This window comes from bacterium (assembly GCA_023135785.1).
In the GTDB taxonomy this organism is placed as follows: domain Bacteria; phylum CAIJMQ01; class CAIJMQ01; order CAIJMQ01; family CAIJMQ01; genus CAZNJA01.
The window spans coordinates 1-15,305 of record JAGLSL010000008.1 but is presented as its reverse complement, the minus strand read 5'-3'; the positions used below and the strand labels follow the sequence as shown (position 1 = coordinate 15,305).

Annotated in this window: 14 protein-coding genes, 3 tRNA genes and 1 other RNA gene; 5 read left to right on the top strand and 13 right to left on the bottom strand. The window is 36.1% G+C overall.

The genetic code is table 11. The features are described 5' to 3' along the window. Nucleotides 1–95: 95 nt before the first annotated feature. Both corA and KAS42_00720 read left to right on the top strand, forming a co-directional pair. On the top strand, nt 96–1,163 hold the full coding sequence (corA, locus tag KAS42_00725; GenBank protein ID MCK4904754.1) for a magnesium/cobalt transporter CorA: 1,068 nt from the start codon (nt 96–98) through the stop codon (nt 1,161–1,163). Between the two features lie 45 nt (nt 1,164–1,208). Beyond that, nucleotides 1,209–1,282: transfer RNA gene (locus KAS42_00720), tRNA-Arg, on the top strand. A 59-nt stretch (nt 1,283–1,341) separates the two neighbouring features. Here the strand turns inward: KAS42_00720 and KAS42_00715 are convergent. Further along, nucleotides 1,342–1,974, bottom strand: a complete 633-nt coding sequence (locus KAS42_00715; protein ID MCK4904753.1) for a corrinoid protein — start codon at nt 1,972–1,974, stop codon at nt 1,342–1,344. 181 nt (nt 1,975–2,155) lie between these two features. Between KAS42_00715 and KAS42_00710 the strand changes: the two genes are divergently transcribed. Then, nucleotides 2,156–2,581, top strand: coding sequence for a SoxR reducing system RseC family protein (locus tag KAS42_00710; protein ID MCK4904752.1), 426 nt, complete (start codon nt 2,156–2,158; stop codon nt 2,579–2,581). Between the two features lie 110 nt (nt 2,582–2,691). Then, nucleotides 2,692–3,516 carry a 4-hydroxy-3-methylbut-2-enyl diphosphate reductase gene (gene ispH, locus KAS42_00705; GenBank protein MCK4904751.1) on the top strand — a complete coding sequence of 275 codons (825 nt, stop codon included), beginning with the start codon at nt 2,692–2,694 and terminating at the stop codon, nt 3,514–3,516. Between the two features lie 26 nt (nt 3,517–3,542). On the opposite strand, the gene pdxA is transcribed toward ispH, so the two are convergent. The 9 genes from pdxA to KAS42_00660 all read right to left on the bottom strand — a co-directional run bounded on the left by pdxA (nt 3,543) and on the right by KAS42_00660 (nt 9,440). Beyond that, entirely contained in the window at nt 3,543–4,559 is a 1,017-nt protein-coding gene (gene pdxA / locus KAS42_00700) for a 4-hydroxythreonine-4-phosphate dehydrogenase PdxA (GenBank protein MCK4904750.1), read from the bottom strand. 555 nt (nt 4,560–5,114) lie between these two features. After that, nucleotides 5,115–5,300: non-coding RNA, 6S RNA (ssrS, locus tag KAS42_00695), on the bottom strand. A gap of 332 nt (nt 5,301–5,632) precedes the next feature. Beyond that, on the bottom strand, nt 5,633–5,953 hold the full coding sequence (locus tag KAS42_00690) for a cell division protein ZapA (GenBank protein ID MCK4904749.1): 321 nt from the start codon (nt 5,951–5,953) through the stop codon (nt 5,633–5,635). Beyond that, a complete protein-coding gene (rpsI, locus tag KAS42_00685) occupies nt 5,907–6,296 on the bottom strand; it encodes a 30S ribosomal protein S9 (protein ID MCK4904748.1) in 390 nt (129 codons plus the stop codon). Before rpsI ends, KAS42_00690 begins: the two co-directional genes overlap by 47 nt. 95 nt (nt 6,297–6,391) lie before the next feature. Further along, the gene (gene rplM, locus KAS42_00680) at nt 6,392–6,856 is read right to left on the bottom strand and encodes a 50S ribosomal protein L13 (GenBank protein MCK4904747.1); all 465 of its coding nucleotides are present in this window, start codon (nt 6,854–6,856) and stop codon (nt 6,392–6,394) included. Continuing rightward, nucleotides 6,853–7,485 (bottom strand): ATP-dependent Clp endopeptidase proteolytic subunit ClpP, encoded by a 633-nt coding sequence (clpP, locus tag KAS42_00675; GenBank protein ID MCK4904746.1) that lies wholly within the window; start codon nt 7,483–7,485, stop codon nt 6,853–6,855. Before clpP ends, rplM begins: the two co-directional genes overlap by 4 nt. A gap of 9 nt (nt 7,486–7,494) precedes the next feature. Then, nucleotides 7,495–8,733, bottom strand: coding sequence for a trigger factor (tig, locus tag KAS42_00670; protein ID MCK4904745.1), 1,239 nt, complete (start codon nt 8,731–8,733; stop codon nt 7,495–7,497). A gap of 452 nt (nt 8,734–9,185) precedes the next feature. Continuing rightward, nucleotides 9,186–9,257: transfer RNA gene (locus tag KAS42_00665), tRNA-Gly, on the bottom strand. Nucleotides 9,258–9,354: 97 nt separating this feature from the next. After that, a tRNA-Leu gene (locus tag KAS42_00660) sits at nt 9,355–9,440 on the bottom strand. 348 nt (nt 9,441–9,788) lie between these two features. Here KAS42_00660 and KAS42_00655 point away from each other — a divergent pair. Next, nucleotides 9,789–12,473, top strand: a complete 2,685-nt coding sequence (locus KAS42_00655; GenBank protein ID MCK4904744.1) for an N-6 DNA methylase — start codon at nt 9,789–9,791, stop codon at nt 12,471–12,473. 132 nt (nt 12,474–12,605) lie between these two features. Here the strand turns inward: KAS42_00655 and gltA are convergent, their stop codons facing one another. Genes gltA through KAS42_00640 form a run of 3 tightly spaced genes read right to left on the bottom strand, consistent with a single transcriptional unit; the run spans nt 12,606 to nt 15,192 of the window. Further along, the gene (gene gltA / locus KAS42_00650) at nt 12,606–13,997 is read right to left on the bottom strand and encodes an NADPH-dependent glutamate synthase (GenBank protein ID MCK4904743.1); all 1,392 of its coding nucleotides are present in this window, start codon (nt 13,995–13,997) and stop codon (nt 12,606–12,608) included. Further along, a complete protein-coding gene (locus KAS42_00645) occupies nt 13,994–14,866 on the bottom strand; it encodes a sulfide/dihydroorotate dehydrogenase-like FAD/NAD-binding protein (GenBank protein ID MCK4904742.1) in 873 nt (290 codons plus the stop codon). Before KAS42_00645 ends, gltA begins: the two co-directional genes overlap by 4 nt. 53 nt (nt 14,867–14,919) lie before the next feature. Further along, nucleotides 14,920–15,192 carry a DUF4321 domain-containing protein gene (locus KAS42_00640; GenBank protein MCK4904741.1) on the bottom strand — a complete coding sequence of 91 codons (273 nt, stop codon included), beginning with the start codon at nt 15,190–15,192 and terminating at the stop codon, nt 14,920–14,922. Nucleotides 15,193–15,305 lie beyond the last annotated feature (113 nt).

Sequence of the window (15,305 nt, the reverse complement as noted above, 5' to 3'; positions counted from 1 at the left end):
TTTGACAGCTTGCCTGCGATTTAGTATAAATAAAACCAAAGCGAGTTTTGAGGTATATAAAGATTGGTAATAAATGCAAACGAAAAGAGGTGAAAATGTTTTGGAAATCTACTAAAAAAAGTTCTGAAATGGTTGGACTGCCGCCGGGAACTTTGGTGCACATAGGCGAAGAAAGGGATGCAAAGGTAAGGATAACGATTTTTGATTATGACGAAAAAACTTTTGAAGAAAAGGAAGTAAAAACTATCGAGGAAGCTTTCCCATACAGGGATAAGCCTACTGTAACCTGGATAAACATAGACGGCATACATAATCTTGACCTTATACGAAAAGTTGGGGAGCACTTTAATCTTCATTCTTTAATTTTGGAAGATATTGTTAACACATCTCAACGCCCTAAAATAGAGGATTTCCCGGAACATATTTTTATAGTTTTGAAAATGCTTTATCAGAATGAAAAAAATAACGGAATAAAAGAGGAACAAGTAAGCATTGTTTTTGGTTCTAATTTTGTTATTTCGTTTCAAGAAGCTGAAGGGGATATTTTTAACTCAATCAGAGGAAGAATCAGAACAAATAAAGGGAAAATAAGAAAAATGAAGTCCGACTATCTTGCCTATTCATTAATAGATGCCATAGTTGACGGATATTTTCTTATTCTTGAAAAATTGGGCGAAAAAACCGAGTCTTTAGAAGATGAGGTTATGCTGGAGCCGACAACAAAAACCGCACAGAAAATTCATAACTTAAAAAGAGAGATGATGTCACTGCGTAAATCTATTTGGCCGTTAAGAGAAATAATAAGCAATATGCAAAGAGGAGAATCAAAGCTTATCTATAAAACCACAATGGTATATTTGAGGGATGTTTACGACCATACCATTCAGGTAATTGATTCCGTAGAAACATTTAGGGATATGCTTTCTGGAATGCTTGATATTTATCTTTCGAGTATAAGCAATAGAATGAACGAAGTCATGAAAGTGCTCACAATCATTGCGACCATATTTATTCCGTTGACATTTATTGCGGGAGTTTATGGAATGAATTTTCGGTTTATGCCGGAGCTTGGGTGGAAATTGGGCTACCCTTTTGTTTTGTTAATAATGGCTGGTGTTGCCGGTTTAATGATGCTCTACTTCAGGCGTAAAAAATGGTTATAGTTGCAAAACCCAAAACTTTTTTATCTTAACGTATGTGATGTTTTTGTCCCCATAGCTCAACTGGATAGAGCAACGGACTTCGGATCCGTAGGTTGGAGGTTCGACTCCTCCTGGGGACGCTGATTTTTTCGTTGAAGATGAAAAAATTATCATTCAGATTGCGGGATTATAAAATAACTTATAACTTAAGCAATTCTTTTGCTTTATCTACGGCAGATGCGGCATCGGAGGCGAAACCATCAGCTCCTATCTCGTCGGCATATTCCTGGGTTAAGGGCGCTCCTCCCACCATAATTTTAACTTTATCTCTTAATCCCTCTTTTTTAAAAGTATCAACTATCTCTTTCATAGACGGCATTGTTGTAGTAAGAAGGGCGCTTAATCCTATAATTTGAATACCTTGTTTGACTGCTTCAATAAATTTCTGCGGGGGGACATCGATACCCAAATCATTTATTTCAAAACCCGCGCCCTGAAGCATCATTGTGACGAGATTTTTTCCGATATCGTGCAAGTCGCCTTTTACTGTGCCGATTGCAATTTTTGCTATTGGTTTTACTCCTGATTTCACAAGACTTGGTTTTAACACATCCATTCCGCTATGCATAGCTCTTGCCGCAATAAGCACTTCCGGAATATAAAAATCGTTATTTTTAAATTTTTGTCCTACGATATTCATCCCCGCAATCAATCCTTCATCCAATATTTTTTTTGGAGGGATATTTTCATCTAACGCTTGCTGGACTAAGTTTTTCACATCCTCGGCTTTGCCGCTAATTACATTTTCCGCTATTTTATTTAAATCGCTCATATAAACTTTCCTTAATCTTCTTTCTTCTGCTGTGGTTTTCTTTAGTCCCGCATTCAGCGGGATAATCTAAACGCACTTATATGCGATTAGATTGTATATAATACACTATTAGATTTTCTTTGGGAAGAATTCTGAATTTTTATTTGCCAACTCGGTGTGCTTTACCTAAAATGATAGTCATATGATTGAAATAGGGAAAGTTATAAAGATAGAAGAAAATAGGGCAGTTGTGCTTTTAAGCGCTTCTGAACATTGCGATAAATGTAGAATTTGTATGCTTGATGATGAAGGGCAAAGGACGCTAACTGCTGACAATGATATTGGAGCCAAAATTGGAAACGAAGTGGAAATATTTATTTCCGAGGGTATGATTTCCAAATTGAGTTTCCTTGTTTTTATTTTACCGATAATGACTTTTTTAATCGGATATTTAATCCTATGGGGCATAAGCCGCAGTGAAATTGTCTCTGCCATAGCAGGGGGCATCACTTTTGTTTTAACTTTCTATGCATTGTTTGTATACGAGAAAAAATTAAATCAGATAAACAAAGATACATTACCTTCCATTTCGAGAATCTTAAAGAATAAAAATGAAAGTAACACTTAATGCTTGTCATTGCGAGAAGCTCCGCTGAAAGCGGGACGACGAAGCAATCTCATTTTTAGATTGCCACGCCTTCACTATGTTTGGGCTCGCAATGACAGTCAGTTAATAAAATGAAAATAATTGTTGCTAAGAATGCAGGCTTCTGTTTCGGTGTAAAAAGAGCCGTAAAAATAGCTTTAGATGCGGCTAAAAATGGACAGGTTTACACACTGGGCGCTTTAATACATAATCCTCCTATGGTCCGAAAAATGGAAAACAAAGGCATTGTAGTCATAGAGAATTTTGAAAAAATAGATAATGAAATAGTAATTATTCCTTCACATGGCATTTCTCCTGAAGTGCTTAAGAAAATAAAACCGAGAGTAAAAAAAATTATTGATGCGACTTGTCCTTTCGTAAAAAAAGCCCGGGATGAAGCTATCAAACTTAGCAAGATGTGTGAACAATTAATAATAGTCGGGGACAAGAAACATCCTGAAATTAGAGGTATATTACCGTTCTTGCAGGGTAATGTGATTGTGGTAAAAGATAAATCAGAATTACAAAACAAATCTATTGGTTCCTGCGGAGTAGTAGCTCAAACCACAATGAGTGAGAATATTTTTCAACAGGTTGTTTTAAAAGCATCAAAATGCTCCAAAGAGATCAAGGTAATAAATACTATCTGTGACGCCACCAGAAAAAGACAAACATCTACGCTAAAACTTTTAAAGGATGTGGATATAATGATAATAATAGGCGGACATAATAGCGCCAATACACGACAGTTGCTGGAACTATGTATAAAAAATAAGAAACGCGCTTGTCAGGTTGAAGACGAATCTGAACTTAAGAAAGAATGGTTTAAAAATTTTCAAAAAGTCGGAATAACCGCAGGAGCATCTACTCCGCCTTGGATGATTAAGAAAATCAGGAAGAAAATTCAGTCTTTCTGATAAAAGTTAAATTTGTAAATTTTATTTTAAATACGGCTCATTTTTACAGCTAATTTTATCGCTTCCTGCATACTTTTAGGATTTGCGATGCCTTTTCCTGCAATATCATAAGCCGTACCGTGGTCGGGCGAGGTTCGGATAAAAGGCAATCCCAAGGTAACGTTTACCCCTTCGTCAAAATAAAGCGCTTTTAAAGGTATAAGTCCTTGGTCGTGGAACATTGCAACAACAAAATCATAGTTTCCCCCGCCTGACAAACTTTGGCGGGCAGGTTTTAAAGCTTTATAAAAAATAGTATCCGAAGCATATGGTCCCATCGCGTTTATTCCCGTTTTTTTGGATTTCTTGATTGCGGGTATAATTATTTTAATCTCTTCATCTCCTATAGTTCCACCTTCGCCGCTATGAGGATTAAGTCCACAGATGCCTATTATTGGTTTAGTGATATTGAAATATTTACCTGCATTGTGGGCAAGTTTTATAGCTGTGAAAACTTTTTCTTCAGTTAATTTTTTTGAAACATTTTTAATGGGGATATGTCTTGTCACTAATACGACTCTTAATTTTCCGCCTACGAGCATCATTGCGAAATTTTTCGTTTTTGTAAGTTTAGCCAACATTTCCGTATGTCCGGTATAAGGTATATGTGCTTTATGAAAACTTTCTTTGTTTATGGGGGCTGTAACAATCGCGTCAATAAATCCGTAAGAAGCTAATTCTATGGCTTTGGCTATATATTCGTAAGAAGCTTTCCCGCAACCAGTGTCACATATTCCAAACTTTATTTTTTTATTTTCCAAATTTTTCAGGTCAATTATGGGGACTGCGTCAATGGGTAAGGATTTTCTGTCTTTAATTTTATTTATACTGGTTATTTTTAAGGGACTAGAAAGTTTTTTTATGAGGAGTTTCAAATAGGAAAAATCACCGATAATAACGGGACAATACTTTGAGCGCAGGGCTTTTTGTTTGAGAGATTTTATGATAATTTCTCCGCCTATTCCGGCAGGGTCGCCCATCGTTATTCCAATAATTGGCAGCATATATTTTTTTATATGTTAATACTATTGATATTACTAAGGAGGACAGAAAGTACTTTACATTGTGTGTCATTCCCGCCCCTCTTTTGTCATTCCCGAATAGCCTGCCCCCGAATGCAGTAATCGGGGATTTTTATCCCCAATAGAAACACTTGGGGACGAATCTATTCATGACGAAAGACTGGATTCCTGCTTACTACATGCAGGAATGACAGCTCACGTATGAAATGTTAAGTATAAAGTGCTCTCATTAGTAAGCGTACTATTCTACACTTTATAATTTGATTTTTGAAATTGTATTTAAAGGAATGAAGAATTTAATCACCCCGTATCGTAAACTATCGAAAAAATCTCCAACAGACATTTTTACAGAAATTTCCTCGTGGAAATTTTCCGATACTCTGCGGGGTAATTCTAACGCATTTCTATATCAACGAAACCCCGTATCGTAAAACATCAAAAAAATCTCTCGCCCCATTGTTAATAATACCCTGGGTCTTCGATATTTTTTCGATACTCTGCGGGGTAATTCTAACGCATTTCTATGCGTTAGAATTAAAAAGCCCCAAGATACCGTGTGGGACAGGAATCTTAAAGCTGCTTTACAAAGTGGGTATTCCCTTGAATAGTTTGTGTTTTCCCGACATTACATCGGGACGTACACGCTTTACCCAAAGTAGAATTCCCTTTTTAACTATTTGGCTCAAGATTCCATTTATTCCATCACGTATATCCCAGAGCCTTGACTTATTATAACACGCAAAATTGGATTGTAAACCCCTGTTAGACCTGTCTCGACGGCAAGGCGGGGATAACTCCGGCGTATCGTTGTCGGAGTGTAACTTATTCGTAAAAATTTTCTTCCGTAATTACCTTTTATACTTCTATTTAAGTAAAGGGTTCTATTCGACGTAAAATCTCTAAACGGGGTAAACGGAACGTATTTCTATTTCAACGAAACCCCGTATCGTAAAACATCAAAAAAATCTCTCGCCCCATTGTTAATAATACCCTGGGTCTTCGATATTTTTTCGATACTCTGCGGGGTAATTCTAACGCATTTCTATGCGTTAGAATTAAACTGCGGAAATTTTATTGATTAGTTTATCTATTCTTTCTTCACAAGACTTGTCTTTTTTGGAATGCTGTTTCTTTTGCTTTTCCAATTCGTCCGCAAGGTCAAGGCATACTAAAATCACCGCTTTCAGGGAAGACATAATGCCCGAATCGCTCATACAGCATTTTATTCTGTTTTCAATATCTTCGGTTAACTTATGAATATAATCCGAACCGGCTTGTGTTCTTAATCTAATTTCATTACCGAGAACACTAACAACAACAATTTCCCCTTTATCGTTTGGAGTATTGGGGGCTTTTACGAGCTTTTCTTCGGCCATATTTTTTTCTCTCTACCATTCGAGGATCTCTTTTTAATAAGCCTTTTTTCTTAAGCGTAGCTCTAAATTTTTCGTCTGTTTCAACTAGGGCGCGGGCAATACCAAGCGCAGCTGCACCGGCTTGTCCTGAAATACCTCCACCGAGCACCTTAATTTTTACATCATATAGCTTTAGATTTTCAGTAACTTCAAGTGGGGCAAGAACTCTTGCCTGAAGGTTCGATAGTGGGAAATATTCGTCCAATCTTTTGCCGTTTATGACGATATTGCCTGTTCCCAAGGAAAGAAAAACTTTTGCAACTGCTTCTTTTCTTCTTCCTGTAGTATTAACTTTATTTTCCATAAAACAAAATTCTCCTCCCCGCCTTGAATCGCCGTTTTCGGCGAGGCAGGTATTTTGTAAGCCCCAAACCAGTCCCGATATAATGTTTAGACGATTCAGGGTTTACCAAGAACCGAACTAGTTCTTTTCTTGGTAAGATTTATAGGTTCTATTTTTACACTTTTATGCGGATGTTCAGAACCTTTGTAAATTTTCAATTTCTTCATTCTTTTATCTCTTAATTTGTTTACGGGCAACATTCTTTTAACTGCTTTCTTTATCACTTCTGCGGGCTTTGTATTAAGCAATGTTTCAAATTTTTCGATTTTTAAACCGCTCGGATAGGTTGAATGTCTTTCGTATTGTTTGGTTTGCAATTTTTTGCCCGTAACTTTTATTTTTTCCGCATTTATAACCACTACAAAATCACTCATATCAACGTTGGGAGTATATGAGGGCTTATTCTTGCCTTGCAAAACAAGGGCTATTCTTGATGCTAATCTTCCCAGGATTTCATCTTTGGCGTCTACTAAATACCATTTTCTTTCAACTGCTTCTTTTTTGAGTATAAATGTTTTCATTTTTTATTAACTCCTTCGCCCTTATCTTTTTTGCCGGAAGAGGCGGGTTTCTTAGAATAAATAATTTCGTCTATGATACCATATTTTTTAGCTTCTTCGGGATTCATAAAATAATCTCTTTCAGTATCTTTTTGAACTTTCTCTAATGATTGACCTGTATGTTGAGAAATAAGTTCGTTCATTTTTTCCTTTAGAGTTAATATTTCCTTTGCGTGGATTCCAATATCTGTGGCTTGTCCCTGAACAGCGCCGGAAGGCTGATGAATAAGTATTCTACTATGCGGCAAGGACAGTCGCTTGTCCTTAGTCCCCGCAAGAAGCAATAATGCGGCGGCAGAAGAGGCTTGCCCTAGGCATATCGTAGACACATCGCATTTTATAAACTGCATAGTATCATATATCGCCAATCCTGCGGTTGCATACCCGCCGGGTGAATTTATATACAGAAATATGTCTTTTTTGGGGTCTTCGGATTCCAAATATAACAGTTGCGCAATTACCACATTGGCAATATGGTCGTCTATGGGAACGCCCAACATAATTATCCTGTCTTTCAACAGTCGCGAATAGATATCATACGCTCTTTCCATCCTGCCTGTTTGTTCTATAACTATAGGAATTAAAGCCATTTTAGTTTTTTAAGGAATTATGATACTTCCTTTTTTGTCCGAAGAAAGTTTATTCTCTTCTTCAGGGGTAATAATCGCTTTTTTTGCTTTATCTTTTATTTTTGCGTTGTCAATAAGAAATTTTAAAACTTTTTCTTTTTTCAAGTCTTCCCGGATATCTTCCTGCGAAATTTCTTTTCTTGTAATCTGGCTTTTTCTTCTACTTATTTCCTCGTCAGTTGCTTTTATCCCTTCTTTTTTAGCAATTTCGTCCACTATCAGTTCTTTCTTAATATTTTCTTCCGCCAGTTTTTTGCTTTCCTCTTCGCTCATATCCTTATTCATAGATTTATAATAATCCGTAAACCTTTTAATTAAAGAAGCAGGTGCTTCAATATCGGAATTTTTAAGGATTTTATCAATGACAGTTCTTCTTAGATTTTCTTCTTCGTAAAAACGAGCCATTTTCTCCAATTCTGCCTTTATCTTTTCTCTTGCCTTAGCCAAACTTTCGAAATCGCCCAATTTTTTCGCGAAATCATCATCAAGGGCTAAAAGTCGTCTTTCCTGAACATCCTTGACAACAAATTTATACAATACCTCTTTAGATTTTTCCGATTTGGCTTTTTCGCGGATTTCTCTAACATCACCTTTCTTGACTCCGGTCAATTCTTTTTCCCATCCTTTGGGAACAGGAGTTTTGCCTAATACTAATTTTTGGTTTTTTAATTCTTTTGCGACTTTCCCGTCTATTTCTATATGATAATCAGCCGTTAAAAGGTCCCCCTTTATAGACGGGCGGTTATTAACAGGGATAAGCTCTGCAAGTTCTTCGCGTTTTCTCTCAAGTACAGCGTTTATCTCTTTGTCGCCAACTTCTGATTTCTCTCTTTCAATCTCTATTCCCTTATATTCTCCTATATTAAATTTGGCAAATGTCTCAACAATAGCTTCAAACTTCAAAGGTTTGCCTTCTTCCACTTCTACTTCCTTGATTTCCGGTGAAGGAGCCACCCTCAAATCTTTCTCATCAATTGCTTTCTGATAATATTCGTCCACAAGTTCTTCCGAAACCTGTTTTTTAATATCCTTGCCGTAATAAAGCTTTAATATTTTCAAGGAAGCTTTCCCTTTTCTAAACCCAGGGATAGCGGCGCTGGTTAAAACCGTCGCATATGTTTTTGCCAGTTTCTTATCTACTTCTTCCTTAGGAATTTCGATAGATAACGATTTTTTATTCTCTTTTAAATCTTTAACTTCTATTTGCATATATTCTTCCTTATTGGACAGAAATAAATTGAAATACATAGAAATATTTCGAAATATATTGTTTTTATACTACGTATTTCCACTGTATTTCTACCGTATTTCTATTGCATATCCATTCTGTGTTTTTCTGTCATCTGTTGTCTGTTTACTGTCTTCTATACCATATAAACCCCGTATCGTAAGCCATCCCGAAAACCTTCGGGATACTCTGCGGGGTAATTTTCACACAGATATCCCACTGCAAACCCCGTATCGTAAACCATCGAAAAAATCTCCAACAGACATTTTTACAGAAATTTCCTCGTGGAAATTTTCCGATACTCTCGGGGTGATTATCACGCAGATATCCCACTGCAAACCCCGTATCGTAAACCATCGAAAAAATCTCCAACAGACATTTTCCCGATACTCTCGGGGTAATAACAACACTGATATATCAGTGTTGTTATTAGAGCGGGCGACGAGATTCGGACTCGTGACCCTCACGTTGGCAACGTGACGCTCTACCACTGAGCTACACCCGCAAAAACCAACCAATAATCTATAGTGTATGGTCTATTGTATGCGATTTGGAAACGACAACTATAAACCATAAATCCTAAACTGTCAAATCCCTAATTGTGGTGCGGACGGAGAGACTTGAACTCTCAACCCACGAAGGGATATGGTCCTAAGCCATACGCGTATACCAATTCCGCCACGTCCGCATATTTTAAGGATTTATTATATAACAGAAGGAGAGAAAAGGAAAAAGATGGGATTATAGACAATTTAAAATTAGCAACTATCAATTATCAATTAGCAAGTAATAAAACAAAGAAAAAAGACATTAAACCTTAGACTAAAGACCATAGACTATAGACTTTAGACTGAAAACAGAAAACAGATAATAGACAAAAGACTAAAGACAAGTTAAAATTAGCAATTAGCAGTTAGCAAGTATTATAAGTTGATTTGTAATTCTCTAAATGAATTTGAATTCTAATATGTAATTTATAATGCTTGTTTTTTATCTTTGAGTTTATATAATATATGAGATAAACAAAGGGGAAAAAGTGGCTAGTGAAGAACAAATCTCAAGGGAGCTGGACAAAAAGGGTATTTTGATAGTTGATTATGAGTTCTTCCCTCTACATTCCACAACAGTAAAACAATATAAGGATAGTGGAATAATTGAGAAAAGAAGCTATGGTAAATATGAAAAGAGGAAGGCTGACGGACTTCTTGTTGATAGGAGAGACAAAAAAAAGCCAAAAGTTTTACTTGTGATAGAGTGGAAGAAACCTAGTGGCTTTCAAACAGACAAACAAAAGAAAGAATCAATAGAACAATGTAATGATGTGTGCCAGCTACTTGATGCAAGTATTGGGGTTATTACAGATGGAATTGTAACCTACTGGATTAATCCAAGACAAGATGATGCAAAGAATGATTACAGAGACAGAACTACAGACGAAAAAAGGAGTTATTCTTTTATTTTAAGTGAAGATAAGCAAAAAGTTCAGACGAATTTTTTCATTAAGGAGCAAAAACAGCTAAACTATGAAAAATTAGAAGAAACAACTAAAGAGACTTATGATTTAATTCAAAAGATATTAGATCAAATATCTGAACAAAACTCTACTTTCAGGAAAACAAAAGAAGTTGACCCATTAAATCTAGCTAAAAGTGTTTGGCAGGATATTTACGTCAATACAGGAAAAGATCCTACAAAATGTCTGTATAATGTTGTCGAATTGTTTATTTTTAAGTTTTTAAGCGATCTCAACGTCCTAAAAACTCCATATGACTTTCAAAGTTTGATGGATATGTATAAAAATAAAAAAACAAGCAAAGAGGTTTTGGAGTTTTACGCAAGAAATTCAAGGGTAGAGATAATAAAACTGTTTCCCATTGCAGACGATGGGACTACAATAATAAACGGAACAATCTTTGTTGACGGTAAAGGAAAGCCAGTTTACAGTCAAGCCAACCTATTCAAGAGTTCGTTACAGAAATACGCAGAATTCCAGTCCCTAAGAAATATAAAGAAAGAATTTAAGACAAAGTTATTTGAGACTTTTTTAAAGCAAAGCCAAGACAAGAGCCGTTTGGGGCAATTTTTTACTCCTAGAAAAGTTGTGCGGGCTATTATAGAAATGGCCGATGTAAATTCAGCAGAGTTTATATGTGATCCTTTTTGTGGTGTAGGTGGTTTTATTTTAGAGCCTTTACAAACTTATCCCAAACTCAAGAGCCAGTTTCGATCGAATTTCTCATCAAAGAGGGTTAAATTTCTTGGTTATGATAAAGGTAGTGACGACGATGAACATAGAACTATAATATTGGCCAAAGCTAATATGTTAATATATTTATCAGATATTGTACAAAAAGCACCTAATTTAACCAAGAATTATGCTGAATATTTTAATGGAACATTCAAGCTACTTTCCGAAAGTAATCTGGGGACTTTAAAAGTAAAATTCAAACAGGAAAGAGATAAACCTGACCTTATCCTTTCTAATCCACCCTATGTAAAAAAAGGTTCAAGAAGTTTAAGAAACGAAATAAAAGAAGAAGGTTTAGAATCAGAATATAAGTGTTCAGGTGTTGGTGTTGAGGGGCTTGCTTTAAAATGGATACTAAATAATTTAAGAAAAGACGGGCGGGCTTTTGTAGTTATACCTAATGGAATTATGGATAATTTTGCTAATAAGAAACTAAGGGAAGAAATTAAGAAAGAGTGTTTTATCAATGCTATAATTTCTTTACCAATGAAAACCTTTTTTAATACAAATAAAAAAACCTATATTTTATGTGTTGAGAAAAAACAGAATAATGTTGATATTCAGGACTTCCCTATCTTTTGTTATCTAGTTTCGAGCATAGGGGAAAACTTGGACGCAGATAGGTTTGAAATCGAAGATAACGATTTAGAACAAGCCAAGAATCTTTATAATCAATTTAAAGGAAGCAAAACTTTTTTTAAAGTTGATGATCCAAGATGCAAGCTAATAGATTTTAATGTTTTTGATAAAAGTAAATACTGGATTATTGAGAATTTCTGGAAAGATAAAGAGCTTATTAATCTGAAAATAAAAGAAGAAAAGAAAACACTAGGCATTTGTTCTTATAATGAGTTTTTATCTGATTTAGAAAAAGAAATTAATTCTTCAAGAAAAAAGATTAAGAAAATCGAAGATGAAATCAGCAAGGTAAAATTCAAAGATAAAAAGATCACTGAATTATTTGATATAGAATTAGGCAAGGCAAAATACACCAAAGAGTATATCAACAACCATCAAGGTGAATATCCGGTTTATTCTGCACAAACACTAAATAATGGAGAGATAGGAAAAATAGATCATTATGATTGGGATGCTGAAGGTTTAACTTGGTCTATAGATGGCTCTTATCCTGGTATGGTTTTTTATAGAAAGGGTAAGTTTAATATGACTTGTCATTCTGGATTGCTTTTAATTAAAGAAGAACACAAAAAAGAGTTGGACTATAAATATTTGTTGTACCTTTTGAATAACCATCTTCCAGATTTTATACAGGGGCAAGGAAACAAAAGATTAAAGAAAACTCACATAGAAGAAGATGTAAAAAATATAAAGATACCCATAACATCTACTGGAAAATTTGATTTAGCCAAGCAAAAAGAAATAGCAAATAAATATGAAGTCATTGAAACGGTTAAGAAAAAATTAAAAGAAGCTTATAAGAGATTGTCTGAGTATGGGGTTATTATAAAATAAATAATAAGACGAAACACAATGAGAAAAATCACAAAAAGGGATTGTAAATTGATAAGAGGTTGGGAGTTTTTAGTCTAAAGTCTAATGTCTGTGGTTTTTTAGTCTAAAGTCAAAGGTCTAATGTCTATAGTCTTAGGTCTTAGCGGAGCGTATATACTCATCCATTGCCTTTGCCGTTTTTCTTCCTGCGCCCATTGCTTCTATGACCGTTGCGGCGCCTGTTACTATATCGCCGCCTGCGAATACTCCTTCGATGGATGTTGCTCCGACTTCATTTGCTTCTATTGTTCCCTTTTTGCCTGTTTTTAAGTTCGGAGTGGATGAGGGGATAAGGGGGTTTGGATTTTGTCCTATTGCGATAACAATAGTATCTAAAGGAATAGAAAAATTGGAATCTTTAATCGGAAGGGGTCTTCTTCTTCCGGAATCATCCGGCTTGCCAAGTTTCATTTGCAAACACTCAAGTTCTTTCACCCATCCCTTGTCGTCTGTTTTTATTTTGACGGGTTGAGTGAGGATTTTAAAAATTACTCCTTCTTCTTTGGCGTTCTCCCTTTCTTCTTCTCTTGCAGGCATTTCTTTTTCAGTTCGGCGATAAACTAAATAGACATTATCCGCTCCTAATCTAAGAGCCACTCTTGCCGCATCCATTGCGACATTGCCTCCGCCTATCACGCCTACTTTTTTGCCGACTTTTATAGGGGTGTGATATTGTTTATCATATGCTTTCATCAGGTTCGCTCTGGTAAGAAATTCGTTTGCCGAATAAACTCCGTTTGCATTCTCTCCTTCTATATTCAAAAATTGCGGATAGCCTGCGCCGCTTGCGATGAATATTGCTTTATATCCTTCCTGAAAAAGTTCGTCTATGGAAAATGTTTTTCCTATTAAAACATCGCACTCTATTTTTACCCCCAAATCTTTTACATATTGTATTTCACTGTCTAAAACATCGCGGGGCATTCTAAATTCTGGTATGCCGTATCTTAATACACCGCCTGCCTTGTGCAGACTTTCAAATATTGTTACTTCATAACCCATTTTTGCAAGTTCCCCCGCGCAAGTAAGTCCCGCAGGTCCCGAACCAACGACCGTTGTCTTAATACCATTGCGGATTGAGGATTGCGGATTGAGGAATTTATTGCGTCCTTCGTCCCTCGTCCCTCGTCCCTCGTTCTTTCCCTCGTCCGATGCAAATCTTTCAAGTGAGCCGATATCTATTGGTTTTCCTTTTTTGCCCAAGACACAAAACATTTCGCATTGAGTTTCCTGCGGACATACTCTCCCGCATATTCCAGGCAGACTGTTAGTTTCTTTTAATGTTTTAATCGCATCACTGAATTTTTCTTCGGCAATTTCTTTTATGAATTTAGGAATATTTATCTGAACGGGACATCCTTTAATACAAAGAGGTTTTTTGCATTGCAGACATCTTTTTGCTTCGGCTATTGCTTCTTCTTTGCTAAAACCGAGAGCAACTTCCCCAAAATCTTTTATTCTTTCTTTTACGGGTCTTCTTTTCATTTTTCTAAAAGTTTACAGGCATGTCTTTCTTCTACTTGAAATCTATTGTTTCTTTGGATGAGTTCGTCAAAATCAACTTTATGCGCATCAAATTCGGGCCCGTCAACACAGGCGAATTTTGTTTCATTGCCCACGCTTACACGACAACCGCCACACATTCCCGTGCCGTCTATCATTATGGGATTTAAACTGACTATTGTGGGGATTGAATGTTTTTTTGTTATCTCGCTTATTATCTTCATCATTATAAGTGGGCCGATTGCAAATACTCTGCCTATCCCGTGCCCTGTACCGTCCGCCATTGAAGCAGTGGCGGACTGGTTCGGGGTTTGTGACGAAATAATATCGTTTAATGGTTCGGTTACAAACCCCTTCCTGCCGTAACTTCCGTCATCGGTTGTAATATAGGATTGTGAACTTATTTTTTTCATCTCATTCTCAAGAATTACAAGTGCTTTTGTTTTTGCGCCGATAATTGTGATAACTTCGTTTCCTTTTTCTTTCAATGCTTTTGCAATCGGATACATTACTGCGGTTCCCACTCCGCCTCCTATGCATACTACTTTACCGAATTTTTCTATATGGGAGGCATGACCGAGCGGACCCATCAGATTGGGGATGATTTCTCCCACTTTCATTTTGCCAAGTTCTTGTGTTGTTCTGCCTATTTCCTGGACTATGATTCTTATCGTTCCCTTCGCTCTATCACAGTCATTTATTGTAAGAGGAATTCTTTCTCCGTATTCGGATACCATCAATATTATGAAATTACCGGGCAGGCATTTCTTTGCTATGTTGGGCGCATATATATCAAAAAGTTTAATGCTCTGTGCCAATTCTTTTTTATTTACTATTTCGTTTAGCTTCATAATTTTTAGTTAATAGAAGTTAACATTGTCCTGACATTACATCGGGATAGAAATTACATTTTATAAAATAACCACATAGCTCCCGCAATTCCAAATACTGAAAGCAGATTGAGTTTCATGCCTACTCCGAACGTAAAATTTAGGACTGCCAAATCCAAAGTGGCGGGGCTTAAGGAAAGAGATAGTCCTGTTACCAATATCTTGTTTAATACTCCTCCTGTAATTATTAAACCCAGTATTTCTCCGAGAACGCCTCCTAAGATAGCTCCGAGAAGAATTGCCACAATAAAAAATAGAACGCCTTTGTTCACACTTTGTCCGTTCATATCTTTATCCCTCCTTTATTACATAATAATTAATTTAAAATGCAAAAATTAAATATCACCCCGAGAAATTCGTAGAATTTCCGGGACTAAAGTCCTTGAGATTGCCTTGCAAT

What these genes read in the sequence shown, in the direction of transcription:
- KAS42_00640 (MCK4904741.1), bottom strand. Translation starts at nt 15,192, where the DNA reads ATGAACGGACAAAGTGTGAACAAAGGCGTTCTATTTTTTATTGTGGCA.
- clpP (MCK4904746.1), bottom strand. Translation starts at nt 7,485, where the DNA reads ATGGCTTTAATTCCTATAGTTATAGAACAAACAGGCAGGATGGAAAGA.
- KAS42_00715 (MCK4904753.1), bottom strand. Translation starts at nt 1,974, where the DNA reads ATGAGCGATTTAAATAAAATAGCGGAAAATGTAATTAGCGGCAAAGCC.
- pdxA (MCK4904750.1), bottom strand. Translation starts at nt 4,559, where the DNA reads ATGCTGCCAATTATTGGAATAACGATGGGCGACCCTGCCGGAATAGGC.
- rplM (MCK4904747.1), bottom strand. Translation starts at nt 6,856, where the DNA reads ATGAAAACATTTATACTCAAAAAAGAAGCAGTTGAAAGAAAATGGTAT.
- corA (MCK4904754.1), top strand. Translation starts at nt 96, where the DNA reads ATGTTTTGGAAATCTACTAAAAAAAGTTCTGAAATGGTTGGACTGCCG.
- rpsI (MCK4904748.1), bottom strand. Translation starts at nt 6,296, where the DNA reads ATGGAAAATAAAGTTAATACTACAGGAAGAAGAAAAGAAGCAGTTGCA.
- KAS42_00690 (MCK4904749.1), bottom strand. Translation starts at nt 5,953, where the DNA reads ATGGCCGAAGAAAAGCTCGTAAAAGCCCCCAATACTCCAAACGATAAA.
- KAS42_00710 (MCK4904752.1), top strand. Translation starts at nt 2,156, where the DNA reads ATGATTGAAATAGGGAAAGTTATAAAGATAGAAGAAAATAGGGCAGTT.
- tig (MCK4904745.1), bottom strand. Translation starts at nt 8,733, where the DNA reads ATGCAAATAGAAGTTAAAGATTTAAAAGAGAATAAAAAATCGTTATCT.
- gltA (MCK4904743.1), bottom strand. Translation starts at nt 13,997, where the DNA reads ATGAAAAGAAGACCCGTAAAAGAAAGAATAAAAGATTTTGGGGAAGTT.
- ispH (MCK4904751.1), top strand. Translation starts at nt 2,692, where the DNA reads ATGAAAATAATTGTTGCTAAGAATGCAGGCTTCTGTTTCGGTGTAAAA.
- KAS42_00645 (MCK4904742.1), bottom strand. Translation starts at nt 14,866, where the DNA reads ATGAAGCTAAACGAAATAGTAAATAAAAAAGAATTGGCACAGAGCATT.